This is a genomic window from Algoriphagus boseongensis (assembly GCF_004362805.1).
Classification (GTDB): domain Bacteria; phylum Bacteroidota; class Bacteroidia; order Cytophagales; family Cyclobacteriaceae; genus Algoriphagus; species Algoriphagus boseongensis.
The window spans coordinates 603,788-628,695 of the sequence record NZ_SNYF01000005.1 but is presented as its reverse complement, the minus strand read 5'-3'; the positions used below and the strand labels follow the sequence as shown (position 1 = coordinate 628,695).

Genomic DNA, 24,908 nt, shown 5'->3' with positions numbered 1-24,908 from the left:
GATCCTTTCTTCTTAGATGATTCCTTTTTCAGGATGCTTTCCTGTGACGGTTCTTCCGAAAGCCTTCATTTCTTCAATTTGGGCGTCCATTTCCCCATTAGGATAAATTACAGGTCCAATTCCAGCTTCCTTTTTCTTATAATCCAAATAACCAACAACAACCGGTACATTAGCTCCTAAGGCGGTGTGGTAAAACCCTGTTTTCCATTTCTTGACTGCACTTCTTGTTCCTTCAGGTGTTACCATAACTACCAACTCGGGAGTATCGATCAGCATTTGGGTCATAGCCTCGGTATAGGTTTGCTTTCTTCCACCAGGAATTCTTTTTCTGTCAATAGGTATAGCTCCCAAGCCGGAAAGAAGCCAACCTAAAGGGCCTACCATCACTTCTTTTTTGATGGTAAATCTTACTGGAATATCCATTAGGTAAAATGCAGCACGCGCATAAAGAATATCCCAATTGGAAGTATGGGGAATCGCGATTAAAACGGCTTTTTTCACCCCTTTTGGCCAATTCGCATTAAGAGACCAACCTGAGATCCAAAAAATAAATTTGGACAACAACTTCATCATAGTTTTTCGGTTTGGGTTTGGGTTGGTTTTTTGGCAAGTTCTAAAATTGAAGGATTTTCTTCGATAACCTTACAAGCTTCATCATAACCAGCTTGGAATAAATCTGAGGCTTTTTTAATATCAAAAACACCGTATTTCCCTAATCCTGGAGCTTCGATAAAATAATCGCACTTCGCTTTTCTGCTGTAAACATTAAAATTCATGGTCATGATCACTGATCTTTCGATCAGACTTTTCATGTTTTTGATATTACTCTCTTCGGGAAGATGATTGCAATTCACACCGATTACGAAATCACACATTCCTTCCAAAGGTTCCACTGGTAAATTGTTCAAGACTCCCCCATCAACCAGGTATTTCTTATCAAAATGAATCGGCTCAAACATCCCTGGAATACAGGAAGATGCCAAAATGGGTTTGATCAATTCTCCTTCATCAAAATAAACGACCTTTCCTTTTCGGATATCGGTAGCCGCCACGGTTAATGGTGTTTTTAACTGGCTAAAGTCGTTATGAGGAAGATAAATTTTAAACAATTCTCCCACTGATTCCATCTTCAAAATCCCCTTCCAAGAAATGGCAGGCCGCATGAATTTGAAGTAATTGGTTTCGATGATGATTTTCAAAACCTCTTCCGGGGAATACCCATTGCAATACATTGCTCCGGCAATCGCACCTGCTGAACTTCCAGTGACTTTCGTAGGATAAATCCCCGCCTCATTCAAGGCTTTAAGGACGCCCAAATGCGAGATCCCTCGGATTCCTCCTCCGGAAAGTGCTATTCCAATTTTAAGTTTAGAGTTCATCTAATCGGAAAGTTTGGTCTAATCGAACACCCTTTTCAGTCATTTTTACGGTACAGCATTCATTAACTGGATCGTGTTCAAGAAAAAGCACATATTTCTCTCGTGCTGCTTCTTCCAGAAAAGCCTGTTTTTCGCTCAAAGTAAGTAAAGGGCGAGTGTCATATCCCATGACATATGGCAAAGGAATATGACCTACTGAAGGAAGCAAATCCGCCATAAAAACGACGGTGTGCCCTTTATAGGATAATTTGGGGAGCATCTGCTTATCAGTATGCCCATCCGCTGTGATGAAATCAAAGCCCTCAAAAATGGAATGCGATTCCAAGTCAGCAAACTTTACCACTCCATGATCTTGCATAGGAATGATATTCTCCTCCAAAAAAGATGCTTTTTCCCTTGGATTAGGTTTTGTTGCCCAATTCCAGTGATCTGAATTTGACCAATAGGTAGCCCGAGGAAAAGTGAGCTCATATTGTCCATGAGATCCATAGCGAATTCCTCCCCCACAATGATCAAAATGAAGATGGGTCAAGAACATGTCGGTGATATCTGTAAAATGCACACCCAGATTGTTGAGGCTCTTTTGCAGTGAATCCTCCCCATGGAGATAGTAATGGGAGAAAAATTTTGCGTCTTGCTTATCCCCAATTCCATTATCAATCAAAACCACCCGATTTCCATCTACTGCCAACATGCAACGCATGGCCCAGGTACAGAGGTTATTTTCATCAGAAGGATTTGTTCTTGACCAAAGGGTCTTGGGTACGACCCCAAACATAGCCCCTCCATCCAACTTAAAAAATCCGGTATTGACTGTGTATAATTCCATTTTGGGTTTTTATTCTTTTGGGTTAAAAAACCAAAGCAACCCCATGAGAGATTGCTTCGGATTAATTATTGAAAACGGGGCGTCTACTCAACAAACACGCCCATGGAGCAGAATTTATCAATTCTTTGCTCAATTCTTTTTTCAGGCTTAAGCTTGTCCAATTCCTTCAAGGATTGAATAATTGCCTCCTTGATAGTTTTAGACATCCATTTCAAATCTTTATGGGCTCCCCCTAATGGCTCAGGAATGATTTCATCAATCAATCCATTTTGCTTCATATCTTTTGCAGTAAGCTTCAAAGCTTCTGCCGCTTGTTCTTTGTAGTCCCAAGATCTCCACAAGATGGAAGAACATGATTCAGGAGAAATCACGGAATACCAGGTGTTTTCAAGCATGAAAACTCGATCACCGATTGCAATTCCTAAAGCTCCACCTGAAGCACCCTCTCCGATGATAATACAGATCACAGGTACTTTCAGCATGAACATTTCCTTGAGGTTTCTGGCAATTGCCTCACCCTGACCTCTTTCTTCAGCTTCCAAACCTGGAAATGCACCCGGGGTATCAATTAGAGTTACGATAGGCTTTCCAAACTTCTCGGCCATTTTCATCAAGCGTAGTGCCTTTCTATATCCTTCAGGGTTGGCCATTCCGAAATTTCTTTCTTGACGCTGTTTGGTGTTTCGGCCTTTTTGCTGACCGATAAACATCACAGTACGCCCGTCGATGTCTCCTAGTCCTCCAACCATTGCTTTATCATCTTTCACAGTTCGGTCCCCATGCAATTCGATGAAATCATTGGTGATTTCATAAATGTAATCCAATGCATACGGACGGTCTGCATGTCTGGAAAGCTGCACTCGCTGCCAGCGGGTGAGGTTTTCAAAAGTCTCTTTTTTCAAGGCGAGGATTTTTTCTTCTAAAGACTCAATATCACTGCTCAGATCAATGTTTCGGCCTTTGGCCAAGTCTTTCATCTCTTGAAGTTTTTGCTCTAAATCAGCAATGGGTTTTTCGAATTCTAATACCATTTTCGTGGTTTTTGAGAGAAGCAAAGATAAGGATTATCGCTTTGCCACAAACCCCTTTTATCAGATCAAATCACCTTGATCTTATCTAAATTTATTCAGCTGATAAAGAATCAGATAGAAGGCAAAGTAAAAAATGTACTCGGTTGGTATTGCGAAAAAAGATCAATTTCCTACCTTTGCACCACTTCAAACGAGAAGTAACACGGAGTGGTAGTTCAGCTGGTTAGAATGCCTGCCTGTCACGCAGGAGGTCGCGGGTTCGAGTCCCGTCCATTCCGCAACAAGATTAAAGAAAAGCTAAACCATTAGGAGTGGTAGTTCAGCTGGTTAGAATGCCTGCCTGTCACGCAGGAGGTCGCGGGTTCGAGTCCCGTCCATTCCGCTTAAAGCCTTGATTTTTCAAGGCTTTTTTGTTTTTAAGCTATTGCAGTTTGATCGACCAAAACCTCCACATTCGGATGTAACCAAAGAAAAGAGGCAGGAAACCAGGTGCTTATTTCAGGGCTGAGCAATTTTTCAAATGCTTGTTTTTTGCCCGAACCAGCTATGAACAAAAGGATTCTTTTGGATTGCAGAATATTTCTCATCCCCATGGTCATTCCAAAAGAAGGTGGATTTCCGGAACCTTTAAGCATTCCATGGCTAAGAGAAGTTTGGGCCAATTCGTTGATATGAAAATCCGGCGCAAGTTTATCCGCAGGTTCATTTAAGGCGATATGCCCATTCACTCCTATTCCCAAAATACAGATATCAATGGGTCCTTCTTTTTGAATTTGGGCTTCCATTTTTTCACAATCCTTTTCAGGATTTTGGGTAAAAGGATCAATTGTCCAATACCGATCTGAAGAAATCCCGAGCGGCTGAATGAATTTATTTTGCACATCCTCTTCAGAAGTAAATGGAGATCCTCTATCCAACCCTCCCCATTCATCCAATTTGATCACCCGCAAATGGCTGCAAAAGTCCGGTTGCTTATTTTTCTCTTGAGCCATCAGCTTATACAAACCAGAAGGGGAACCTCCACTAGCCACACAAAAAAGTAAGTCTGGTTTTTTGCTCAGGTCATGCTTAACAAACTCAAAACCCTTGAGGCTCATTTCCTCAAAATTGGACAAATAATGAAAATTCATGCAGTTTAATTTTCCGATTAAATAAGTCCAATTATTTCAAAAATCCTCTTTTTGATCCAATGAAACTGAAAGAGACCTGCAAAATCCATCAAACTTTCCAATTCCAAATCCCACAATCCCAAATCAATTCTTAACTTATTCCCAAGTAAACCAAACAATCCACCAACTCATTTACTCATGAATAAATTTTCGATTTTACTTGGGGGAGCATTGCTGCTAAGCTCTAGTACCGTATTTGCCCAGAAAAAAGCTCCAAAACCCGACCCACTCAAGGCAACTGTTCAGCAGACTATTGATTCCCGATTTGCTGAAATGAGCAACCTGAGTGATCAAATTTGGGCTTTTGAAGAAATCGCATTCCAAGAAACTCAATCTTCCGCAGCTCTTTCTGCCTATGCAGAAAAGATGGGCTTCAAAGTCACCCGTGGAGTTGGAGAAATCCCGACCGCCTTTGTTGCGGAATACGGATCTGGTTCTCCTATCATTGGAATAATGGGTGAATTTGATGGTTTGCCTGGCCTTTCCCAAAACAAAGTCCCTTTCAAAAGCCCTCTCCACGAAGGAGCTCCTGGGCATGGTTGCGGGCATAACTTATTCGGAGTAGCTTCTTTGAGTGCTGCCGCTGCGATCAAAGACCTTATTGCAGAAGGAAAACTTCAAGGAACGGTAAGATTTTATGGCACACCTGCAGAGGAAAAATTCTTTGGAAAACTCTGGATGATACGAGCCGGATTGATGGACGATGTAGATATCATGATGGATTGGCACCCTGAAGACGTCACCAAAACCGATGTACAGAAAGGTTTGGCTTTAGTGGATTTCATCGTGGAATTTAAAGGACAGGCCGCACATGCTTCTGCTGATCCTTGGAACGGAAGATCTGCTTCAGATGCCTTAGAGCTTTATACAACGGGAATTAACTACTACCGAGAACACATCAAACCTACAGTGAGGATCCATTACCATATTCAAGATGGAGGCCAAGTAGTAAACGTAGTACCTGACTACAGCAGACTTTGGGTGAGAGTTCGGGATACAAGCAGAGAAGGGTTAATGCCTGTTTGGAAGCAAGTGGAAAAGATGGCTGAAGGTGCAGCAATCATGGCCAATGTCAGTCATGAAGTAAAATTGGTTTCAGGTGTGCATGAGATTTTAGTCAATCGAACAGGATCTGCTGCTATGCAAAAAAACTTGGAAACCCTAGGTCCGATTACTTATACTCAGGAGGAGCAGGATTTCGCCAAAAAAATCCAAGAAGCAACAGGTAAGCCTCAGATCGGATTAGTTTCAGAAATCAAACCCATGGAAGAAACTCTGGAACACAGCATGGGGGGAAGCACAGACGTAGGTGATGTGAGTTGGGTGGTGCCCACAATCAGAATGACGGCAACCACAGCTCCTAACGGAACTCCTTGGCATTCTTGGGCCGTGGTAGCTTGTGGAGGGATGTCAATTGGACATAAGGGAATGGGTTATGCTGCAAAAGCATTAGCCATGACTATGGTGGATTTGTACCAAAGCGAAACTTTAAGAAATGAAGTCAAAGCCGAGTTTAAAACCAAAAAAGGGGATTATGTTTATAAAGGAATAATTCCTGATGGACCCCCACCTTTGAATGCCGGATATTAAGCTTCTTTAAAATACCATGACAAGAATTCACAAAATAGTAATAGCTACATTCTTTATTATTTCTTTTTCACTTAATGCACAAGGCCAAAGCAAATCGGATGAAAAACAGGTTCATCAATTGATTCAAAACATGTTTGATGGGCTTTTTTCAGGTTTTGAATCTGCTAAAATCCCAGAATTCATGACAGAGGATTTTATTTTGTTGGAAGATGGAATGATCTGGGATAACCAAATCATCAAAAACTATTTGGACAGTCAAAAAGCAAAACCTAACATCCCAACACGAGTCAATCGATTCGAATTTATCCAAACCAAAATATCCGGAGACAGAGCTTGGGTTGCTTATAAAAACTGGGCCACAGTTACTTCCAATGGGCAGGTAATTCGGGAAGCTCATTGGTTGGAAAGTGGCACAGCAATTAAAACTGCCGATGGCTGGAAATTAGAAATGTTGCATTCAACTCCTGTAGAGATTGAAAAATTATAAGATTAAAAGATTAGAATATTATAAAAATGGAGAATATGACAATGAGCAATGACAATTGATCATTGCTCATTGTTTATTGCTCATTTAAACAGTTTCTCCAAAATCTTGTAGGTGATCAGATAAGTTGGCTTGACCCCATCCATCCCCAAGGCGCCGGAAGCAAGTGTACTTCCTGTTTCCAACGGGTTGTCCGAAGCATAATAGGCGTAAAGAACTTTTACATTGGAGCGGATATTTCCTCTAATTTTTGAAGCCGACTGAATTGCTTTTTGGTAATGGGCACCTTCCATTTCCAGACCTACAGCCTTCCAGGATGATTCCATAAAGTAGGTAAGGATATCTCTGTTCTGAAGGGAAGTTCCCAAAACGGTGATCATAGAACCCTGATAAACTCCAAGACCATAGCCTTCCAAATCAGCCTTCTTCAATTCATTTCTGAAAGGATAATTATCTGCTGTCCCTTCAAAAACATGAGAATCAGGAACCATCAAATCTCCCTTACCTCCATGAAGTATTCCGGCCTTTCCCATGATTGAGGTAGAAATTACATTCAAGGGATATTTCCTTCCATCCTTGGAATAGGGCTTCAGCAATTCATCAAAGCATTCGTAGGCTTGCTCTCCAAAGGCATAATCCATCACTACAAAAACAGGACGCTTTTCTGGGTCTTTCGGCAATTCCACTCCTGGAATCAGTGTATTTTTCTCCAGATGGGCAGTATCAAAAATCTGTACACCAATATTTGTCCCTGACTCATCAGGCAAGTCTATAAAGCCATGCTTCTCCGCATAGTCTTGGATTTTCTTTCCGTGGTTGTTTTTAGCTTTTAAGGAGATGTCAGTAGCAATTGCCTCAACTTCTTCAAAACTTTTAGCGCCAAGTGCCTGGTGTGCATAAATGGTATTTAAGACACTGTGCAGATTGGCGGAAATGATGTGAAGAGGACGAGAAATCAAGCCATTTTCCAGCAAGGTCTCTTTGATTCTTTCTGCCCAAAGTTCCCCATACACGTGATGTCCAATGCGTTCTCTCAAGGTGGCAGAGAAGCTTATTTCCCTATCCAAACCCATAGAAGCTTCTTCTATTGCCAGTTTTCCTAGGTTGTAAACGATAGAAAAAAGGCTGTTGGAATTGGAGCTTTTTGAAAATCTCTTGGTCGCTGCTATGGTCTCTTCAAATGTTCGCCCAATGATATGACTGAGGTAGGCAGAGGCACATTCAATGTCAAACTCCTCCCCTTCTTTTTCTTTTCTGACAAAATTTTCAAGCATAGTCCAGTTGGAAGTAATCTTCCCCTTTGGATCGGTGCTGTTTCTATGGATTTTCCTAGACTCTATGTACAAAAAGGTCAGGTGAGTCAGGATATCATAAATGTCAGATCTACCCCGAGTCATTTCCACATACATGATCTGGTCATCCAACCGGTAGCAATTGCGCTTTCTTTTGGGCGGTACCAAAGGGGTCAAGTGAGAAGTCTCATATCCTTCTCTACTGATCAAGCGCACATATCTGCATTCCTCGATCCCTTTTGGAAGTCGCTCCATTACATATAGAAGCCCATCCAATTCCAGCTTTTCCGGATCGGTTACTGATCCATAAATTTCAGGACTTAGGGTCATCAGAGCACTGATCAATCCTTCACCTGAAACGCCCATGGGTTTGTAACTTCCCCTGTTAAAAAGATGGCGCATGGTAATATACAATCTCTCGATAGCGGCTCTTGACTCTTGTGCTCTGGTTCGTTTCATGAATTTCGAAAAGGTTAAATTCAGCAAATATAGGCTTATTCGGCCAAAAATTAGAGATTTCGCGCAATCAAAAATTTGTAAAGCTTATGTTAAGAAAAGAAAGAATTTGAATTTCAGCGCTAAATCTCTTAGTTGGTCTTCAATCTTTCGGCAAAATATTTTTTCAGCTTTTCTACTTTTGGACGGATTACAAACTGGCAATAGGGCTGCATTCCATTCAAGTTAAAATACTCTTGATGATAGTCTTCAGCAGGATAAAAATTGGTAAAGGCCGTAATCTCTGTGACTATTGGAGAATCAAAAACCCCTGATTCATTCATCTCACTTTTCAGCTTTTGAGCAGTCTCTTTTTGAGATTCTTTATTGTAAAAAATTGCCGACCGGTATTGAGGTCCCACATCTCCTCCCTGTCTGTTTAAAGTAGTCGGATCATGGGTGGCCCAGAAAACCTCCAAAATACTTTCCAAAGAAATCTTTTTCGGATCAAAAAAGACATTGATCACTTCTGCATGACCTGTGGTGCCTGTACAAATCTGTCTATAGGTTGGATGCTTAATTATTCCTCCAGCATATCCTGAAACCACTTTCTCCACTCCATCCAATCGCTGAAAAACAGCTTCGGTACACCAAAAACATCCTCCACCTAAAGTGATCAATTCTAATCCAGCAGGAATTTCTACTAAGGTTTTTGGCAGCTCAACAGATTCGCTCATTGCTCTTTTTTCTTATAAAACAGGAAAAGACTAGATAGGTTTCTTTACTCCCAAAATCATTTCATTGCCAGTTGGTTTTTCTTCACAATTCCAGTTTTTGGATTCCAATTGAACTTCAATCAGTCCTTCTTGGCACATGGTTTTCATTTCTTCCAAAATTTCCGGTAAGAATAACTCCCAATCTTGGGGGAAAATCAATTGAATGACTTCTTTAGGCGAAAAGGGCTTTCTTTTCTTTCTTCTACAAAAATCCAGGATACCTGTTCTTAAGACATTCATTTTAGAGATTACCTACAAACCATCACAAAGGCTGGAGGGAAATTTTTCAAGGTAAAATTGGCTTCTACTGAATCAAAATATTTTTTAAATAAATTCTTTAACAGATAAGAATAGCAGATCTGGATAAACTTCCCTTCTGGAGTCAAAGCATTTTTTGACTTGATTAAAATCTGATCGGTCGCTTCCTTAGGAATCAAGGTAAATGGCAGAGATGAAAGCACATAATCAGCAGATCTGCCCTTCAAATAGAGGTCAATATTCTCGGCAGAATCGTTGATGACTCGAACATTTTCTTGAGGGAATTGTGCTTCCATAGCCTTACAAAAGGATGGATTGATTTCAAAAACCAAAAGCTCAGACTCTTCACCCATACGGTCGATTATTCCTTGGGTGATGCTTCCGTCTCCCCCTCCCAACTCAACTATAAGTTTTGCTTTAGAAAGCTCGGAATAGGAGAGCATTTTCTTCACCAATGATTTGGAGCTAAAAGTAAGTGCTCCGGTAGTTCCTATATTGGAATAAAGCTCCTTCAATAAATTTGATTTACTCATAATCCTATCTTGAGGCTTGAAGATACCTGATTTTGATTTATATTTTCAGTCTCATCCTACTACCCTTACCTTAAAATATGGCCCAAAAGGCTGAAATCCGATCCACTTTTACCGATAGGGTAAAAAACATCTTTGCTGATTTTTGGGGTATGTCCCTGATTTTCGTTTTGCTGATGCTCATCCTTCGGGCCGTGGAAATAGTCATGGTTTTTCAAAATCATATTTTGACTATTTCTCCAAATGAAATCATCCCAGCGAGTTATTATCAGGATTTAGGCTGGACCCTTTATTTCCTTGGGCTTCTTTTCATAATCCACCTTTTCCTGAGCTTTATTTCTCCAAAGTTTTCGAGAATTCTAATGCAGGTGATTTTGACATTGGCATTGGTTATCCAAATGGCCTTGATTTTTTATTTTGTCAAAACACTTTTACCATTAGGTAAAGATCTTTTCGCCTACAATTTCAATGATCTCTACCTCACTGTAAGTGCTTCAGGTCAGCTCAATATGTTGAATGTTATTCTCGGAATTTTAGCTATTATCCTTTTGGGAGGGCTTCTTTATCTGGGAATCAAGATTTTCAAATTTGGACTAAAAACTTACCTCACCTTCACTGGGGTATTTTTAATTCTTTTGCTTAGCATCTCTATTTTCCCAAGTCCACTTCCTGAAGGTGCCAATGAAACCAAAAGGAATCTTGAACTTAATAAGTCTCGATTTCTTGCTGAGCAAACTTTCGATTACCTGGTATATGGTGGGGAATACTATTTTGATTTTTATCTCAGAAGTAATGACCTGAACTTCTTTGTGAAAAAAGAATACACGAATTCTGAGTACCCATTCATGCATAAGGCTGACTATCCAGACGTTTTAGGCCCCTTCTTTGACAGCTTGGACCAGGCTCCTGACATTGTTTTTATTTTGGCAGAAAGCTTTGGAAAGGCCTATTCTGGGACTGGTTCTTATTTGGGAAGCTTTACTCCATTCTTGGATTCCTTGGAGCAACATAGTTTGGTTTGGACGCATGCTATTTCTTCAACAGGTAGAACTTTTGGCATTTTACCGGGTATAATGGCGGGCCTTCCTTATGGAGAAAAGGGCTTTTTGGAGCTTTATGATGAATACCCTTACCATAATTCCTTTTTGAGTATTCTAAAAAATAATGGGTATCAAACCAGGTTTTTTATCGGCTCTGACCGAAAGTTTGATCATGAAGGAGACTTTTTGGAATACCAAGGAATAGACCAATTGGAAGATGAATCCACTTTCCTTCCTCAGTTTAGCCGAACACCTTCGCGAAACGGCTTTTCTTGGGGGTATGCAGATAAAGAACTTTTCCAAAATGGACTGCTCAAATTGCCCAAAGAAAAACAAGGTCCTGAAGTAAGAATTTTCCAAACCCAGACCTCTCATGACCCTTACATTGTACCGGAAAGAGAGAAATATCTGGTCAAATTCAATGATCATCTGAGAAATTATCTCAACCTAAGTTCTTCCCAAATACAGGAGTATAGTGCCTATCAGGAGATCTACATGACCATTCTGTATGCCGATGATGCAATCAAGATGTTTTTTGAGGAATACAGCAAAAGACCTGAGTTTGAAAACACCATTTTCATCATTACCGGTGATCATAGGTTACCAGAAATACCGATGGCCTCTAGATTGGACAGGTTTCATGTGCCATTGATCATCTACTCGCCCAAACTCAAGGAAGGCAAAATCTTCAAAGGCATGAGCAGTCACTTTGAAGTCACCCCAACGCTACTAGCCTTTCTGGAAAAAAATGCAGGAATTCAGGTTCCAGAAGAAGTAATTTGGCAGGGACAGGTATTGGATACTGCGAGTAATTTTCAGGCGAAAATTGCCATGCCTCTCATGAGGAATAAAAACCAATTGTTGGATTATCTCAATGGAGAATTCTTTCTTTCAGACGGACAGCTATTCTTGATTACTGAAGGATTAAATATTGATCCTGTTCAGGATAATGATGTCACCACCCGTTTAATTGGTGAATTTGAAGAATTCAAAAACAAAAATTCTTACACAGTAGAAACCCGAAAACTACTTTCTCGCCCAACTAGTCAAAACTGATCAGTTTGATTTGGATTCATAAACCTTTTCAAAAACTTGGGTAATCAAAGGCAGATAATAATTCCAATAAAAACTTTGTCTGTTTCTGTGATCAGCCACCACATACAAGCCTCTCCAAAGTAGGGGTAATCCAGCAAAAGAGGGAGATCCTAACCTGTTTTCCATATCTGAAAAATCCCCAGCAAAATAATACTGCATACCTCCATTTATTTCTCTGAAGACTGCGGCGGGGAAAAATCTAGGCAGTCCCATACTTCGCAGGCGCTGAAGACCTTCATTGGTCGGATCGATATCATAATAAGAAATGACCTGATAATCTCTCTCGATCATAACCACATCAAACCAATCCGGATATGGAACTACTTGTGGCAATGAAAACCCATGCTTATTCACCTTTTGGGTTCTGATAAATGGCACCTGATTTTGGTAATCTTTTCCAAAAGAAAAAACTTCGATCTCTCCGGTATTTTTGACAAAAACCAGGCCTGCCCCTGAAAAGCTCCAAGCTCCCTTTTGATCTTTATATTGTTGGATTAGCCATCTGGGAATATCTTGGTCCACCAGGGTATCCATCTCATCGAAATACCTTCCAATCCAGCCAGTCCACTTAATTCCCATTAGATTTTCTAATTCTGATCGAATAGATTCAGAAGTCGGAGAAGCCATGGAATTGAATTCAGCAATCAAAGTTTTACCCTCTTGGCTGGCTTTTTTAGCCAAATCTATATCCCCCTGATCTAATCCACCATAAATTTTTTCTTCAGGTTTGAATTCTATTTTTTCTTCAAAATCACTTTTATAAACCCCGTAGGTATCGGCGAGAAAGACTACATCCGCTTTTTCAACCAAATCTTGAATTTCACCTTCAGACTTTTTTGATAAATCACTTACCGTCCCAAGATCTTGATCTCCAGAGGGGAAAAATCCAAAATAGTCAAGACTTTGATCATATTGATCCCCATCTGATTTAATAAACTTTTCATGATTAAGTGCCCAAAAAATTCCGGTATGTTCACGAAAATTGGTTTTGGGAACTGTTTTGTCGATGACTATTACTTCTAAACTTTTCTCCGGAAACAAAATCCAAATCCCATAGCTCAGTGCGGGCACACCGAAAATCAAAAAGAACAAAGGCCAGAATCGGAAAAGAACGAGTTTTAATTCTTCTTTCATTAGTAGAGGGATTTAAAACCTGTATTCCGTTCCTATGGAAAGGTTGAAGTTGTTTCTAAAATTATCAACACTTAGTTCATCCCGGCTGTATCCGGTGTAACCAAAGATCATAAAGCGTGGAGAAATCAACTGCTGGTACCCTACTCTCGCACGGTAGGAATTTAACAATTGACTTTGATCTCTTGTCTCCTCATCAGGAGAAACCCCTGTTCCTAACTGGATGCTGAAAAAGTCTTCCGCTGTTTTGAAGTAATATCTAGCCTGCAGCTGTCCTGAGGTACTTACCTGTCCATCAAATGGAATCACGTTGAGTCTGAAATTAAACCACCAATTCCCAACATATTTCCCCAAAGAACTGGTGATAATATGTGTAGCTTCGGTAAATCCTAGATATCTATATCCTCCTTCGATCTCCCAGGCTTTTGGAAGGTTATGGTAATAAGAAGCTCCAATCCTCAATTTCGGAAAGAAAGAAGCACCAGAACCTCCAAGGTTTAAATAAGCATAGCCATTTTTACCGATAGAAGGATAGGCGTCCAATTCAAATAAAGTCCCAAAACTGTCAAATCTGGAGGATTGAGTCACCCTAGCAATTAGGGAACCTGTTAAATTGGTCCTAGTTCTACCATAGAATGACCAGGTATTCCAAGGAGAAATATCCCCATAGAAAGTATCGTAATCGTAGGTGGCTCCGATAGCATTGGTCTTTCGAAGTCTCTGCAAATTTTGGATATAACCTAATATTCCCTCTTGTGAATATCCCTTGTCAAAAAGCGGTTCCACCAAATCAAAGGCCTGATCATATTCTTCACGGAAATATAAAATCCTGGATTCCCGATAAACCAATTCGTCAGGAAGTGTGGTAAAATTTGCCTTTGCCTTTGTAATTACTGCATCAGCATTGTCCAATTGATCAGCCCAAAGCAAATTATCCAAATAGGCCACATAGCCATCGGAATAAGTAGGCGATGCCACAATTGCTCGCTCAAGATAAATGCTTGCCGAATCGTTTTTTCCTTCCCAAGCATAACTTCTTCCTACCAAAATAAGAATGTCAGCATAGGTTGGATATTTATCCAAGGCTCGAAAAGCGATCTTTCTTCCTTCTGCATATTTTCCATCCAAAATCAATGCTCTGGCCTCCAAAAGCAATTCATCCGGATCAAATGAATCCTGAGCTTTCAATCCCAGAAAGCAAAACATCAAAAGAAGTGTTAGTAAAGTCTTTCTCATTAAGTATTTGATTGGGTGCTCAAATTCTTTTTGTCCTCGGCAGTTTTGAAACCCTTCCTAATCATAGATCCCCATCCACCTTTGCCTTTGATAAAGTCCCAATGACCTTTTAATCCCCACCAGACGACTTTGGGATGTACTACTAAAGGCTCTGTAATTATCATCCAAATCAGCCTCCTTAAGTCTTTTTTATCTTTATAATGATTAAAGGCGATTTGCTCATAGAGGACACTGAATGCTGAAACCAAAAGTGACAAAAGGTACATCATGACCAATAGAGCCATGAAATAAATTGCACTGAAATCCCCTATAAAAATCAAAACCAAGGTATAGATCAAACCTGTCACTTCTAATATGGGACCGTTCTTTTCAAACACATTCCAGAAAGGGTAGCTTAAAGTTCCTATCGTCCCATATTTTGGATTCAATTTTAAAGCTTTGTGGAGTTGAAGGGTTTCGATGGTTCCTCTCATCCATCGGTTTCTTTGCCTAGACAATACATCCTCGCTCTCAGGAACTTCTGTCCAGCATAAAAGGTCTGGCACAAATGCAACTTTGTAAGCGATTTTCTCCTCGTACATATACCTGCGCATCCGGACGATGAGCTCCATGTCCTCTCCCACTGTTTTGGGAAAATAGCCCCCTACTTTTCTGACAATATCGGTTCGGAAAAACCCAAAGGCACCAGAAATAAGCATCAGGCCATTAATTCTGGACCAGGCCATTCTACCCATCAAAAACGCACGGAAATATTCCACAACCTGGAATTTTCCTAAAACAGATTCTGGAACTCTGTAGGTAGTTACTGTTCCATCTTGTACGTCGCAATTATTGGCTATTCCGATCACCCCACCTACTGCGATTACTTTTCGGTTGGTTTCTTCCATAAAAGGACGAATCATCCTGGAAATAGAATCACTAGCCAAGATGCAATCCACGTCAATACAAGCCAGAATCTCCATATTGGCAATATTGATTCCAGTGTTCAGAGCATCTGCCTTACCTCCATTTTCCTTATCAATCACGATAAGTCGCCTAAAAGACATATTGCTGGATTTGTAGACTCCCCTGACTGGCTGGGTCTCAATTTCGGGGAAATAGGCAAAATCAGTTTTTACCAGTTCAAATGGCTCAATCAGCTTGGCTAGAGTATCATCTTTGGATCCATCATTGATGACAATTACTTCAAATCTTCCATAATGCAGGGAAAGCAAACTCTTGACATTCTGAACAATATTTTGGCCTTCATTGAATGCAGGGGCTAAAATTGAAACACCCGGTGCTATTGGAGAAGTGATGATGTCTCCATAATCTGCAAATTGATTTTTCCTCAGATAATCCCTCATTTCCAAGGAACTAAGTACCATCATGATCATATAAATCACGATCACCGAGAAGCTCAGGATCAAAAACATCCATCCCAAAACCTCCAAAATCAGATAGAACAAAAAGCTATACATGGCTCAACTTTGGGTCTAAAATGTGTTTTCGCATCTTGAAAAGTGAGGAATCAGTGTTTCTGATGGTTAATTCTTGGAACTTGTCATCATTCAGTTCATGAATACTTTTCAGAATCAACATCTTGATATGAAAATCATTTTCATTAAGAAGTAAACTTTCCAGAATTTCGACTGATTGCTCATTTCCTACAACTCTAGCGGCCTTAATTGCCTGAGTCATGAGTTCCTTATTGGAGGATCTTAAGCAGTCATTTACAAAATCTACCTCCATGTGAGCTCCAAATTCCCGATAAACTTTTAGCACCTCGACTTTCTCTTCATCTCCTAACTTGGGAGCGATCTGGGAGAGTTTTTCCAACAAATCCACCCTTCCCAACATCCGAACCAGTTTCAATCCAAAGGATCGAATACTAGGATTTTGAGATTCAAACAGCATCTCGATTTTCAATTCTTTTGACTGGGAAACAAACTTGATAATCCGGAGGTAATTCATCTGTTGCCAGTCTGAAAGCGGATAGGTTTGATCCCTAAGAAAAGAAAGATCTGATTTTTGAGAAAGATTGAGCATGGCGGCAACAGCCAGCGACCGAACATGAAAATTGGAGGAATTGGTAAGCTTTTTTACCTCAGGAACAAATTCGACCAAATCCATTTCATTGATTTCAACCAAACCATCAGCCACAATATGCCACTTGGATGAACTTCTTAATTTGATCTTATCTACTGAAACCTTTGCAAGGCCAAGCTTATGGTATAGGGTTTTTAATTTATCCTTAAAATCCCCCTTCATCTTTTTATTCAAACCGATGATCCGGTCTATCAATACTTCTCTATAGATAGGCTTGATGACCAATTCATTTGGAAAAAATGAATTCAATTCTTCCATTTTCATCTGCTTAATCTCTTCAAGGGATTTGTCAAAAAGTATGGAGGTCAAAGGATCAACTATCATTTGATCATACTCAGCTTCAAGCTCTTCTTTTCGGTTTTTCTTTGCCCTCAAAACAAGCATATAGACAAACATCCCGAACGCAAAAATGAAAAAGGTAAAAATCACTGAAGTGACAATAAAAAGCTTTATGTCAGCAGTGAAAGTGTATTTATTTCCAAAAACTGGGATATAAGGCGAATGAATAGCTAGGGCTACCAAATCATTTTGAGGCTTTTGGATTTCTGTTCTAGGAACAAAATCACCATTGCGCACCAAATTAGCCAAGTATTCCTGGGCTGCTGAATCCGCTGTAGCTTGCTCAAAAACGGTATAAATAACTTGGAAACCAAGACTATCATTAGGAAGCAAACCAAACAACTCAAAGTTTTCCTTAACCCCGCTAAGTTGACCTGAATCCGTTGGAATTATTTGAAGATCCAACTCAGCTAATAGAGTGGAATCGATTGAAGAATCTGGTATTAACAATCTGTATCCCAGACCGGGGACTTCCTTTTGAATTTGAAGAAACGTTCGGAAATCTTTAGGGTCTTTTGGAATGGATATCTCCTGAGCCAAAACTTTTGGCACAACCAAAAATATCCCCAAGAAATAGAAAAGGAGTAGTGTTTTCTTCATGCAGTATCAACTGAGAACCCTTTTGACTCGAATTGCCAATTCGTTGGGGTTAAATGGTTTGGGAACAAAATCAGAAACTCCCAAATTGAATGCTTCCAAAACCACTTCTTCTTCCTCTCCTAAGGAACTAAGCACAATAATCGGGGTGTCAGGTTTACTCTTTTTAGCATGATGAATGATTTCAATTCCGCTTCGAAAAGGCATCATGACATCGGTAATGATTAAATCAGGATTTAAATCTTCAATTGCCTTGATTCCTTCATTTCCATCCTTGACTAAATGGGTCTCATACCCATCCTTTTTTAGTCGAAATTGAACCAAGCTCGAAATCAATAAATCGTCTTCAATAATCAGAATTTTCTTCATACGGCGTGTAAAACTATCCGAAATATAACATCCTTCTGGTTTTAATACCTATACCAAAACCATTCAAATAAAGGCAGGTCAACCATTTTCTATAAAAATGTCATTAAACAGCATTTCAAAAAGTAAATACTGCCATTGATCAAAAAAAAAGTTTGATAAAAAAAATGTCTCTAGATAGTCAAATGGCTTTTATTAGCTTGCTGCTTGAAGAATAACCACCAATAGTATGAAAAAGAATTTCCTGAAAGCTGGATTTTTGGGATTGTTGGTGTCAGTCGTTTTTGCGCAATCCTCTTTGGCTCAAAGTGATCCAAGTGGAAAACGAAGAGTGACTGGTACGTATGCTATCACCAATGCCACTTTGTTTTCCTCACCGGGACAACAGGGCTCCAAGGGCACCATTTTAATCAAAGACGGAGTAATCTTAGGTGTCGGCTCCGGAGTCCAAATTCCAAAAGAGGCAAGAGTTATCGCTGGAGACTCTCTTTATGTTTACCCGGGTTTCATTGATGGAGCTGGAAACATGGGAGTTACGCGTCCTAAGGACCCAGAAAGGCCTAAAGACATGGTCTCCTCCAATCCACCTGATGAAATCGCAGGTATTACACCTTGGAGATCAGTGACTGATCAGTATTCAGCATCTGCCTCTATGGTAAATGATTGGAGAAAAGCAGGCTTCACCATCAGTCAGGTATTTCCTGAAGGAGGAATGATCCCTGGAAAAGGCGCAATCATGGTTCTTGGCGATGCAGATGGAAACAATCTCATCCAACTCAATTCGGCCTTGTCTGCAAACTTCAGAGGGTCCAGAGGAATGTATCCTGCTACTGCAGTCGGTGTAATGGCAAAATTCAGAGAGGTTTATCAAAACTCATCCTTGGCGCTGGAGCATGAAAAGCTTTTTGCTTCGACTTCAGGAGTTAAAAGACCACAAATCACGCCAACCCAATCAGGAATGGCTGCGGTCATCCAAAAGCAAATCCCTGTGATTTTCACCACTTCCAATGATTTGGAAGTAAGAAGAGCAATTTCTCTTCAAAAGGAATTGGGCTTTAAACTGGTTCTAACAGGACTAGAAAATTATGAGCCTGTGATCGATCTGATCAAGTCATCCAATACACCTGTTTTGATCAAACTTGAAATTCCGGATGATAAAGCAATCAAAGGTCAGAAAGAAGAAGGAGTTACTGAGGCTACCAAAGCGCAATATGCAAGAGTAAAGGAAGCCTATGACAAATCTCTGAAGCAAGCAAGTCTGTTGGAAAAAGCAGGAATTCCATTCGCCTTTACCACAGTAGATGCTAAGGCAGGTGATGCGCACAAGGCCTTAAAATCAATGATCGAAAATGGATTAAGTGAAAAAGCTGCACTGGCGGCCTTAACTACCAACGCTGCCTCAATTCTAGGAATCAGCAGAATGGCAGGAACCATTGAAAAAGGTAAAATGGCCAACTTCGTTTTGTTGACTGATACCCTGTTTACTGAGAATGCTCAAGTTAAACACGTCATTGCGGATGGCTATGTATTCGACTTTGAGGTTAAGAAGAAAGCAGCTACCAACGGAAAGACTGAAAATTCAGGAGCAATCAAGGTAGAGGGAGTATGGGAATACACTTCCGAAACTCCTGCCGGAGCTTCAGGTGGAGAATTGGTAATTAAAAAAGAAGGCACAGGATATTCAGGAACTATCACTTACGATGATCCTGCAGGAACAGGAAAAGCAAGTTCACCAATCAAAAATGTTACCCTCAGCGGATCCAATATGTCATTTGAATTTGATGTAAATGCCGGAGGAATGTCGCTGACAGTAACTGTAACAGGTGAAATCACAGGAAACACCATGGATGGAAGCATGTCAATTGCTCAATTTGGCTCCTTCCCTCTTTCTGCCAAACTAGCCTCACCAAGCCGAAACAATTAAAGAAATGAAAAAGCTAACTTATATACTTGCTGCTTTTTTGGGCTTAGGCATGAATATCACCTCAGCTCAGACTCCTAAAGGCAGTGTGCTGATCAAAAACGCAACTGTCCTCACAGTCACCAAAGGGTCTTATGAAAATACAGATGTCTTGGTTCAGGACGGAATCATCAAACAAGTAGGAAAAAATCTATCCGCTCCTTCAGGGGTGCAGACCATAGACGCTACCGGTAAATATGTAATGCCGGGAATTATCGATGCGCACTCCCATGTGGCCTTGGATGTGGTAAATGAGGGCTCTGCTCCTATCACCTCAGAAGTCCGAATGAAGGACATGGTTAATCCTTATGAGATTGGTATCTACCGAGCTTTGGCTGGTGGGGTAACAGTATCTCACGCAATGCACGGATCAGCCAACGTAATTGGAGGTCAAAATGCAACTCTGAAGCACAGATGGGGATCTACAGATCCTGCAGATATCATCATGCAGGACGCACCTCGTACCATTAAATTCGCTTTGGGCGAAAACCCAACCCGAGTTCATGGAAGAGGAAACGGAATCCAACCAAGAACCCGAATGGGTGTGGAAGCGGTAATCCGAAATGGATTCAATGAGGCTATCCAATACAAGAAAGCTTGGGAATCATATAATTCATCCAAGACTCAAAAAGGTAGCACTGCCACTCCTCCAGCTTACAGCGAAAGACTTCAGACCCTTGCTGATATTTTGGATGGTAAAATCATCATCCATTGTCACTCCTATAGAGCAGATGAAATCTACATGTTGATCAATGTGGCCAGGGATTTTGGAATCAAAAAGCTGGTTTTCCAACACACCAACGAAGGTTTCAAAGTAGCTCCAGAAATCGCTGAATACACCATGGGTGCATCTGTATTTGCAGACTGGTGGGCATACAAATTTGAGGTTTACTACTCAACTGCATTCAACGCTGCTATTCTTCAAAGAAATGGAGCTATCACCTCCATCAACTCTGACTCTGCGGAATTGATCCGTCACTTGTACCATGAAGCTGCCAAAACGCAGCGTTATGGTGGATTGACAGATGATGAGGCTTTAGCCATGATCACCATTAATCCTGCAAAGCAATTGGGAATCGATGATAAAGTAGGTTCTATTGAAGTTGGAAAGCAGGCTGACTTGGTGATTTTCGATCATCATCCACTTTCTGTATACACTGTTCCTCAAATGACTTTTGTGGATGGTGTGAAATACTTTGACATCAAGGAAGATCAAGACGACCAGCGCCAGTTTGTATCTGCTACCGAAATGGTAGAGCCAGTTTATCTTTTCTCTAAGGTAAATGAGCACAAATGCATGCAGGACATGGACTCTTTCTTTGAGGCCTTCGAAGGAGCATTTTTGGAGGAAAAACATTAATCACCCTGAATCTTGAGAAACATGAAAAGAATACTTAAAACCTTTTGCGTAGCGCTATTGGCAGCATTGCCATTGACTACCATGGCTCAAATTGACGGGGAATTTGTAAAGCCCCGATCTGGTAAGTTCTTATTGCAAAATGCAACTGTAGTTACCATCACCAAAGGAACATTGAACAACACTTCCGTTTTGGTAGAAAACGGAAAAATAGCCCAAGTCGGAACCAATATCTCTGCCGGAGATGCTGAGGTAATTGATTGTACCGGAATGTTCATCTATCCGGGCATGATTGACGGAGGAACACGCCTAGGTATGGTGGAAGTTAGCTCTGTAGCTGAAACCGTTGACTATGCTGAAATCGGAAATGTAACTCCAAACATGCAGGCATTGACTACTATCAATCCTAATTCAGAAGCAATCGGAGTTACCCGAGTTTCTGGAGTTACCACAGTTTTAGCTGTGCCAACCGGAGGTCTTTTCCCTGGCACAGCCGCTTTGATCAACTTGAATGGCTATACCCCAGATCAAATGTTTGGTGGATTCAAGGCGGTGGTGATGAATTTCCCTTCTTCCGGTAGAAGAGGAAGATTTGACAGAAGATCCGATGAGGATGTGAAAAAAGACGCTGAAAAAGCATTGAAAGATGCTAATGACATCTGGGACAATGCGAAAAGTTACTTGGACTTGAAAAACTCAGGAGCTGAACTTCAGTACTATCCTGAAATGGAAGCACTTTCTAAAGTTCATGCCAAGGAAATGCCTTTGTTGATTGAAGTGAATGCGGCTTCAGATATTCAAAACGCAATCAAGTGGGTAGAAGGAAAAGACATCAAAGTGATTTTCACCGGTGTTGCTGAAGGTTGGAGAGTAGCAGGTGAATTAGCAAAAGCTAAAATTCCTGTGATCACCGGACCAGTTCAGGAACTTCCTACCCGTCAGTCTGATCGTTACGACGCTCCTTATGCCAATGCCGGAAAAATGGCGAAGGCTGGTGTGAAAGTGGCTATCAAGACAGATGAAGAAGAAAACGTAAGAAACCTTCCTTTCCACGCAGCTTTTGCTGCAGCTTATGGCATGGGAAAAGAAGAAGCCTGGAAAGCAGTCACCATCAATCCTGCTGAAATCTTCGGAATTCAGGATCAGTACGGATCAGTGGAAGCCGGCAAGCGTGCTAATTTGATTGTCGCAACCGGAGATCCATTTGAAACCAGATCCCAAATCATGCATGTCTTTATTGACGGCTATAGAATCCCGCTTTCAAACAGACATATTCGCCTATATCAGGAATTCCTCGAGAGGTCTCCTGGATTAAAAGCAAATTAACTTCACCAAAAGCCATGGGAGTTTTTCTCATGGCTTTTTTTTATTTATTGAAAAATTGGAAAATTGAAAGATTAAGCCCTTGGAGGTTTAGTTTACGAAAAATTATTCTTGTTTATTGAATCTCTGACCAGTTAATCTTTCGAAAAAATCCAGCGAATAGTAATGCCAGATGCTGCACCCAATTTTCCAATATTCCAATCTTAAAATTTTCCAATCTATCCCCATGAAGAAAAAACTACTTTCCCTTTCCCTCCTATCATTATTTACTTTCTCTGCCTTTGCTCAGCAAGATGGCTTTTTACTTTCCCAGCTAAAGGAGGAAAAGACTTTTGAAACGAATTTTCTGAATTCAAATAAATTCTCCCGATTCAAAACCCACCTTCAGGAACTGACCAAAAACCCGCATATCGCAGGTACGCCTGAAAATGAATTGGTCAAAGACTACATGGTGAAAATCATGTCAGAGGCCGGAATGGAAGTCAAAGTTTGGCCATATGATGTGTATCTCCCTAATGACCCAGGCAAGTCCGAACTTCAAATCATCTCCCCTGTCCAAATGACTCTTTCCCAAAAAGAAGGAGAAATTGCCGAAGATCCTTTTTCCAAAGACCCAAGACTTCATCTGGGATTTAATGCCTTCTCTGGCAGCGGGGATGTGACCGCAGAAGTCGTATATGTAAACTACGGTACCCGGGAAGACTTCGAAAAACTCGCTGAAATGGGTGTGGAACTCAAAGGGAAAGTTGCCATTGCAAGATATGGAGGAAACTTCCGGGGCTACAAAGCCAAATATGCCGAGCAATATGGCATGGTGGGTTTGGTCGTATACACCGATCCAAAAGACTCTGGATTCACAAGAGGTGAGGTATATCCCAAAGGACCATTTTTCAATGAAACCACCATCCAGAGAGGCTCGATGCTTACACTGGATTTCACCGGAGATCCATTGACCCCAAACAGACCTGCACTTCCTTTGGATGGAAGTAAAAAGGTGAAAAGAGATGATCCGGCAGATGTGGATTTTCATACCATTCCAGTAACTCCTGTAGGCTATGGAGCTGCCAAAGAAATCCTCAGCCGAATGAAAGGATCCGATGTGCCTGAGACTTGGCAGGGAGGTTTTGATTTCAAATACAAACTCACCGGAGGGGAAGAATTGAAGGTTAGGGTCATGGTAGACCAAAAGCCAAAATTCATCCGGGCTAATAATGTGGTCGGCACGTTTGTGGGAAAAGACTTCCCGGACGAGTGGATCATTCTGGGTTCACACTACGATGCCTGGAGCTTTGGAGCCACCGATCCTAACTCAGGCACGGCCATGCTGCTCACTTTTGCAGAGGCTTTGGGTGATTTGTATAAAAATGGGCAAAAGCCTTCCCGATCTATTTTGATCGGACATTGGGATGCGGAAGAGCAAGGGGTGATCGGCTCTACTGAATGGGTGGAGCACCTGAAAAAGGAACTGGGAGCCAAAGCCATTTCCTATATGAATTTCGACGGAGGAGCATCTGGAAGAAACTTCGGGGCATCTGCGGCCCCTACCCTAAAGAAACTAATCATCGATGCCGCCAAGGAAGTGCAGTATCCTGATTCTGCCAAAACTGTATTCCAGGTTTGGGCGGGGAAAAATGAAGAACCAAGAATCGGCAATCTAGGTGGTGGTTCGGATCATATCGCCTTCTACATGCACGTGGGTGTACCTTCCCTCAGCGGAGGAACAGGAGGAAACACGGCCTACCATTCCAACTATGACAACTTCTACTACTACTCCAAATTTTCCGATCCCAGCTTTAAGATGGGAGGAGCAGTAGCTCAGGTATTCGGTTTAGTGGCCATCCGTCAGGCCAATGCCGCAGTCATCCCCTACGATGTGCCTCGCTATGCCAAAGACCTCAAAGGTCACTTCGAGCAGGCGGTAATAAATGTAAAAACGCTGGATCCCAATTTCACGGGATTTGATCAGGTGGAAGCTGCTTTGACCCAATTGGATTTAAGTTCGGATTTGTACCAAATCGCTTTAGATGAAGCTTTGGGAGAGGAAAGCCTTTCTGCCAAGGATTTGCAAAAAATAAATACCGGACTGATTGGACTGGAAAAAAGCTGGATCGATCCTAAAGGCATGTATTATGGAGAGTGGTACAAGTCTCTTTATGTCTGCAACGATCCCTTCTCAGGCTATGCTTCCTGGATTCTTCCGGGAATTCAATACGAAGTAGCTATCCGAAATACAGCCAGACTGGAAGAATGGGATACCCGCTATGCAAAAGCAATTCTGAATCTGACCAAAAAAATCGAGAAGCTGACCAATATCTTGAAAGGCTGATTCGCTGAAATAATCTTTATCCAGATAGCCCACGGTTGAAACCATGGGCTATTTTTTTCTAAAATTCAATCGGAATCACCTGATAAATAGCTTCCCCATCTTCGGTCGTGCCTTCCACTTTTAGATTCATTCCTCGACCCGTACCGGGTCAAGTCTATCATTTTGGTGCATCATTTCTACCCCGAAAGGGGTAAAACCTTTCAATAGCTCAAAAACCAAGAATCCTCTCCCAGACCCCGAAAGGGGTCTAACTCCTCAAATCAGGTTCAACCCCGAA

Annotated in this window: 21 protein-coding genes and 2 tRNA genes; 9 read left to right on the top strand and 14 right to left on the bottom strand. The window is 41.1% G+C overall.

Features of this window, described 5'->3' with window-relative positions; all coding sequences use genetic code 11:
- Positions 1 to 12: 12 nt before the first annotated feature.
- The 4 genes from DFQ04_RS02735 to DFQ04_RS02720 all read right to left on the bottom strand — a co-directional run bounded on the left by DFQ04_RS02735 (position 13) and on the right by DFQ04_RS02720 (position 3,239).
- Positions 13 to 573, bottom strand: a complete 561-nt coding sequence (locus DFQ04_RS02735) for a 1-acyl-sn-glycerol-3-phosphate acyltransferase (protein WP_133552438.1) — start codon at positions 571 to 573, stop codon at positions 13 to 15.
- Positions 570 to 1,379 carry a patatin-like phospholipase family protein gene (locus DFQ04_RS02730; RefSeq protein ID WP_133552436.1) on the bottom strand — a complete coding sequence of 270 codons (810 nt, stop codon included), beginning with the start codon at positions 1,377 to 1,379 and terminating at the stop codon, positions 570 to 572. Before DFQ04_RS02730 ends, DFQ04_RS02735 begins: the two co-directional genes overlap by 4 nt.
- On the bottom strand, positions 1,369 to 2,208 hold the full coding sequence (locus tag DFQ04_RS02725) for an MBL fold metallo-hydrolase (protein WP_133552434.1): 840 nt from the start codon (positions 2,206 to 2,208) through the stop codon (positions 1,369 to 1,371). The genes DFQ04_RS02730 and DFQ04_RS02725 overlap by 11 nt, the downstream gene beginning before the upstream one ends.
- 83 nt (positions 2,209 to 2,291) lie before the next feature.
- Positions 2,292 to 3,239, bottom strand: a complete 948-nt coding sequence (locus DFQ04_RS02720; protein ID WP_133552432.1) for an acetyl-CoA carboxylase carboxyltransferase subunit alpha — start codon at positions 3,237 to 3,239, stop codon at positions 2,292 to 2,294.
- 204 nt (positions 3,240 to 3,443) lie between these two features.
- Between DFQ04_RS02720 and DFQ04_RS02715 the strand changes: the two genes are divergently transcribed.
- A tRNA-Asp gene (locus DFQ04_RS02715) sits at positions 3,444 to 3,517 on the top strand.
- Positions 3,518 to 3,547: 30 nt separating this feature from the next.
- Positions 3,548 to 3,621 (top strand) — tRNA-Asp (locus DFQ04_RS02710).
- 34 nt (positions 3,622 to 3,655) lie between these two features.
- Here DFQ04_RS02710 and DFQ04_RS02705 read toward each other — a convergent pair.
- Positions 3,656 to 4,369 (bottom strand): 6-phosphogluconolactonase, encoded by a 714-nt coding sequence (locus DFQ04_RS02705; protein WP_133552430.1) that lies wholly within the window; start codon positions 4,367 to 4,369, stop codon positions 3,656 to 3,658.
- Positions 4,370 to 4,546: 177 nt separating this feature from the next.
- On the opposite strand from DFQ04_RS02705, the gene DFQ04_RS02700 reads away from it, so the two are divergent.
- The gene (locus DFQ04_RS02700) at positions 4,547 to 5,998 is read left to right on the top strand and encodes an amidohydrolase (protein WP_133552428.1); all 1,452 of its coding nucleotides are present in this window, start codon (positions 4,547 to 4,549) and stop codon (positions 5,996 to 5,998) included.
- Positions 5,999 to 6,014: 16 nt separating this feature from the next.
- Positions 6,015 to 6,485, top strand: a complete 471-nt coding sequence (locus DFQ04_RS02695; RefSeq protein ID WP_133552426.1) for a nuclear transport factor 2 family protein — start codon at positions 6,015 to 6,017, stop codon at positions 6,483 to 6,485.
- Positions 6,486 to 6,565: 80 nt separating this feature from the next.
- Here DFQ04_RS02695 and DFQ04_RS02690 read toward each other — a convergent pair whose 3' ends face one another.
- The 4 genes from DFQ04_RS02690 to DFQ04_RS02675 all read right to left on the bottom strand — a co-directional run bounded on the left by DFQ04_RS02690 (position 6,566) and on the right by DFQ04_RS02675 (position 9,776).
- Complete coding sequence (locus tag DFQ04_RS02690; RefSeq protein WP_133552425.1) at positions 6,566 to 8,233, bottom strand: DUF6909 family protein; 1,668 nt, start codon at positions 8,231 to 8,233, stop codon at positions 6,566 to 6,568.
- 128 nt (positions 8,234 to 8,361) lie between these two features.
- Entirely contained in the window at positions 8,362 to 8,946 is a 585-nt protein-coding gene (gene msrA / locus DFQ04_RS02685) for a peptide-methionine (S)-S-oxide reductase MsrA (protein ID WP_133552423.1), read from the bottom strand.
- Between the two features lie 30 nt (positions 8,947 to 8,976).
- The gene (locus DFQ04_RS02680; RefSeq protein ID WP_133552421.1) at positions 8,977 to 9,225 is read right to left on the bottom strand and encodes a hypothetical protein; all 249 of its coding nucleotides are present in this window, start codon (positions 9,223 to 9,225) and stop codon (positions 8,977 to 8,979) included.
- 8 nt (positions 9,226 to 9,233) lie between these two features.
- Positions 9,234 to 9,776, bottom strand: coding sequence for a class I SAM-dependent methyltransferase (locus tag DFQ04_RS02675; protein WP_133552419.1), 543 nt, complete (start codon positions 9,774 to 9,776; stop codon positions 9,234 to 9,236).
- A 77-nt stretch (positions 9,777 to 9,853) separates the two neighbouring features.
- Between DFQ04_RS02675 and DFQ04_RS02670 the strand changes: the two genes are divergently transcribed.
- A complete protein-coding gene (locus DFQ04_RS02670) occupies positions 9,854 to 11,869 on the top strand; it encodes an LTA synthase family protein (protein ID WP_133552417.1) in 2,016 nt (671 codons plus the stop codon).
- Here DFQ04_RS02670 and DFQ04_RS02665 read toward each other — a convergent pair whose 3' ends face one another.
- From DFQ04_RS02665 to DFQ04_RS02645, 5 genes are read right to left on the bottom strand one after another with little or no spacing between them, the layout of a single operon-like run.
- Entirely contained in the window at positions 11,870 to 13,042 is a 1,173-nt protein-coding gene (locus DFQ04_RS02665; RefSeq protein WP_133552415.1) for a hypothetical protein, read from the bottom strand.
- Positions 13,043 to 13,054: 12 nt separating this feature from the next.
- Positions 13,055 to 14,275, bottom strand: coding sequence for a YaiO family outer membrane beta-barrel protein (locus DFQ04_RS02660; RefSeq protein ID WP_133552413.1), 1,221 nt, complete (start codon positions 14,273 to 14,275; stop codon positions 13,055 to 13,057).
- Positions 14,275 to 15,735, bottom strand: a complete 1,461-nt coding sequence (locus tag DFQ04_RS02655) for a glycosyltransferase family 2 protein (protein ID WP_133552411.1) — start codon at positions 15,733 to 15,735, stop codon at positions 14,275 to 14,277. Before DFQ04_RS02655 ends, DFQ04_RS02660 begins: the two co-directional genes overlap by 1 nt.
- Positions 15,728 to 17,302, bottom strand: a complete 1,575-nt coding sequence (locus DFQ04_RS02650; RefSeq protein WP_133552409.1) for a hypothetical protein — start codon at positions 17,300 to 17,302, stop codon at positions 15,728 to 15,730. The genes DFQ04_RS02655 and DFQ04_RS02650 overlap by 8 nt, the downstream gene beginning before the upstream one ends.
- A 6-nt stretch (positions 17,303 to 17,308) precedes the next feature.
- Positions 17,309 to 17,668, bottom strand: a complete 360-nt coding sequence (locus DFQ04_RS02645) for a response regulator transcription factor (RefSeq protein WP_133552407.1) — start codon at positions 17,666 to 17,668, stop codon at positions 17,309 to 17,311.
- A 226-nt stretch (positions 17,669 to 17,894) separates the two neighbouring features.
- Between DFQ04_RS02645 and DFQ04_RS02640 the strand changes: the two genes are divergently transcribed.
- The 4 genes from DFQ04_RS02640 to DFQ04_RS02625 all read left to right on the top strand — a co-directional run bounded on the left by DFQ04_RS02640 (position 17,895) and on the right by DFQ04_RS02625 (position 24,631).
- Positions 17,895 to 19,589, top strand: a complete 1,695-nt coding sequence (locus DFQ04_RS02640; protein ID WP_133552405.1) for an amidohydrolase family protein — start codon at positions 17,895 to 17,897, stop codon at positions 19,587 to 19,589.
- 4 nt (positions 19,590 to 19,593) lie between these two features.
- Positions 19,594 to 20,985: an amidohydrolase gene (locus DFQ04_RS02635; RefSeq protein ID WP_133552403.1), complete on the top strand. Its 1,392-nt coding sequence runs from the start codon at positions 19,594 to 19,596 to the stop codon at positions 20,983 to 20,985.
- Between the two features lie 21 nt (positions 20,986 to 21,006).
- Complete coding sequence (locus DFQ04_RS02630; RefSeq protein ID WP_133552401.1) at positions 21,007 to 22,308, top strand: amidohydrolase family protein; 1,302 nt, start codon at positions 21,007 to 21,009, stop codon at positions 22,306 to 22,308.
- A 223-nt stretch (positions 22,309 to 22,531) separates the two neighbouring features.
- Entirely contained in the window at positions 22,532 to 24,631 is a 2,100-nt protein-coding gene (locus DFQ04_RS02625; RefSeq protein WP_133552399.1) for a M28 family peptidase, read from the top strand.
- The last annotated feature ends 277 nt before the right edge of the window (positions 24,632 to 24,908 follow it).

Bases quoted from the DNA above. Each gene is read 5' to 3' on its own strand.
- DFQ04_RS02680 (WP_133552421.1), bottom strand. From the start codon at position 9,225: ATGAATGTCTTAAGAACAGGTATCCTGGATTTTTGTAGAAGAAAGAAA.
- DFQ04_RS02655 (WP_133552411.1), bottom strand. From the start codon at position 15,735: ATGTATAGCTTTTTGTTCTATCTGATTTTGGAGGTTTTGGGATGGATG.
- DFQ04_RS02645 (WP_133552407.1), bottom strand. From the start codon at position 17,668: ATGAAGAAAATTCTGATTATTGAAGACGATTTATTGATTTCGAGCTTG.
- DFQ04_RS02700 (WP_133552428.1), top strand. From the start codon at position 4,547: ATGAATAAATTTTCGATTTTACTTGGGGGAGCATTGCTGCTAAGCTCT.
- DFQ04_RS02670 (WP_133552417.1), top strand. From the start codon at position 9,854: ATGGCCCAAAAGGCTGAAATCCGATCCACTTTTACCGATAGGGTAAAA.
- DFQ04_RS02735 (WP_133552438.1), bottom strand. From the start codon at position 573: ATGATGAAGTTGTTGTCCAAATTTATTTTTTGGATCTCAGGTTGGTCT.
- DFQ04_RS02695 (WP_133552426.1), top strand. From the start codon at position 6,015: ATGACAAGAATTCACAAAATAGTAATAGCTACATTCTTTATTATTTCT.
- DFQ04_RS02640 (WP_133552405.1), top strand. From the start codon at position 17,895: ATGAAAAAGAATTTCCTGAAAGCTGGATTTTTGGGATTGTTGGTGTCA.
- msrA (WP_133552423.1), bottom strand. From the start codon at position 8,946: ATGAGCGAATCTGTTGAGCTGCCAAAAACCTTAGTAGAAATTCCTGCT.
- DFQ04_RS02660 (WP_133552413.1), bottom strand. From the start codon at position 14,275: ATGAGAAAGACTTTACTAACACTTCTTTTGATGTTTTGCTTTCTGGGA.
- DFQ04_RS02720 (WP_133552432.1), bottom strand. From the start codon at position 3,239: ATGGTATTAGAATTCGAAAAACCCATTGCTGATTTAGAGCAAAAACTT.
- DFQ04_RS02650 (WP_133552409.1), bottom strand. From the start codon at position 17,302: ATGAAGAAAACACTACTCCTTTTCTATTTCTTGGGGATATTTTTGGTT.
- DFQ04_RS02690 (WP_133552425.1), bottom strand. From the start codon at position 8,233: ATGAAACGAACCAGAGCACAAGAGTCAAGAGCCGCTATCGAGAGATTG.
- DFQ04_RS02730 (WP_133552436.1), bottom strand. From the start codon at position 1,379: ATGAACTCTAAACTTAAAATTGGAATAGCACTTTCCGGAGGAGGAATC.
- DFQ04_RS02625 (WP_133552399.1), top strand. From the start codon at position 22,532: ATGAAGAAAAAACTACTTTCCCTTTCCCTCCTATCATTATTTACTTTC.
- DFQ04_RS02675 (WP_133552419.1), bottom strand. From the start codon at position 9,776: ATGAGTAAATCAAATTTATTGAAGGAGCTTTATTCCAATATAGGAACT.
- DFQ04_RS02705 (WP_133552430.1), bottom strand. From the start codon at position 4,369: ATGAATTTTCATTATTTGTCCAATTTTGAGGAAATGAGCCTCAAGGGT.
- DFQ04_RS02665 (WP_133552415.1), bottom strand. From the start codon at position 13,042: ATGAAAGAAGAATTAAAACTCGTTCTTTTCCGATTCTGGCCTTTGTTC.
- DFQ04_RS02725 (WP_133552434.1), bottom strand. From the start codon at position 2,208: ATGGAATTATACACAGTCAATACCGGATTTTTTAAGTTGGATGGAGGG.
- DFQ04_RS02635 (WP_133552403.1), top strand. From the start codon at position 19,594: ATGAAAAAGCTAACTTATATACTTGCTGCTTTTTTGGGCTTAGGCATG.
- DFQ04_RS02630 (WP_133552401.1), top strand. From the start codon at position 21,007: ATGAAAAGAATACTTAAAACCTTTTGCGTAGCGCTATTGGCAGCATTG.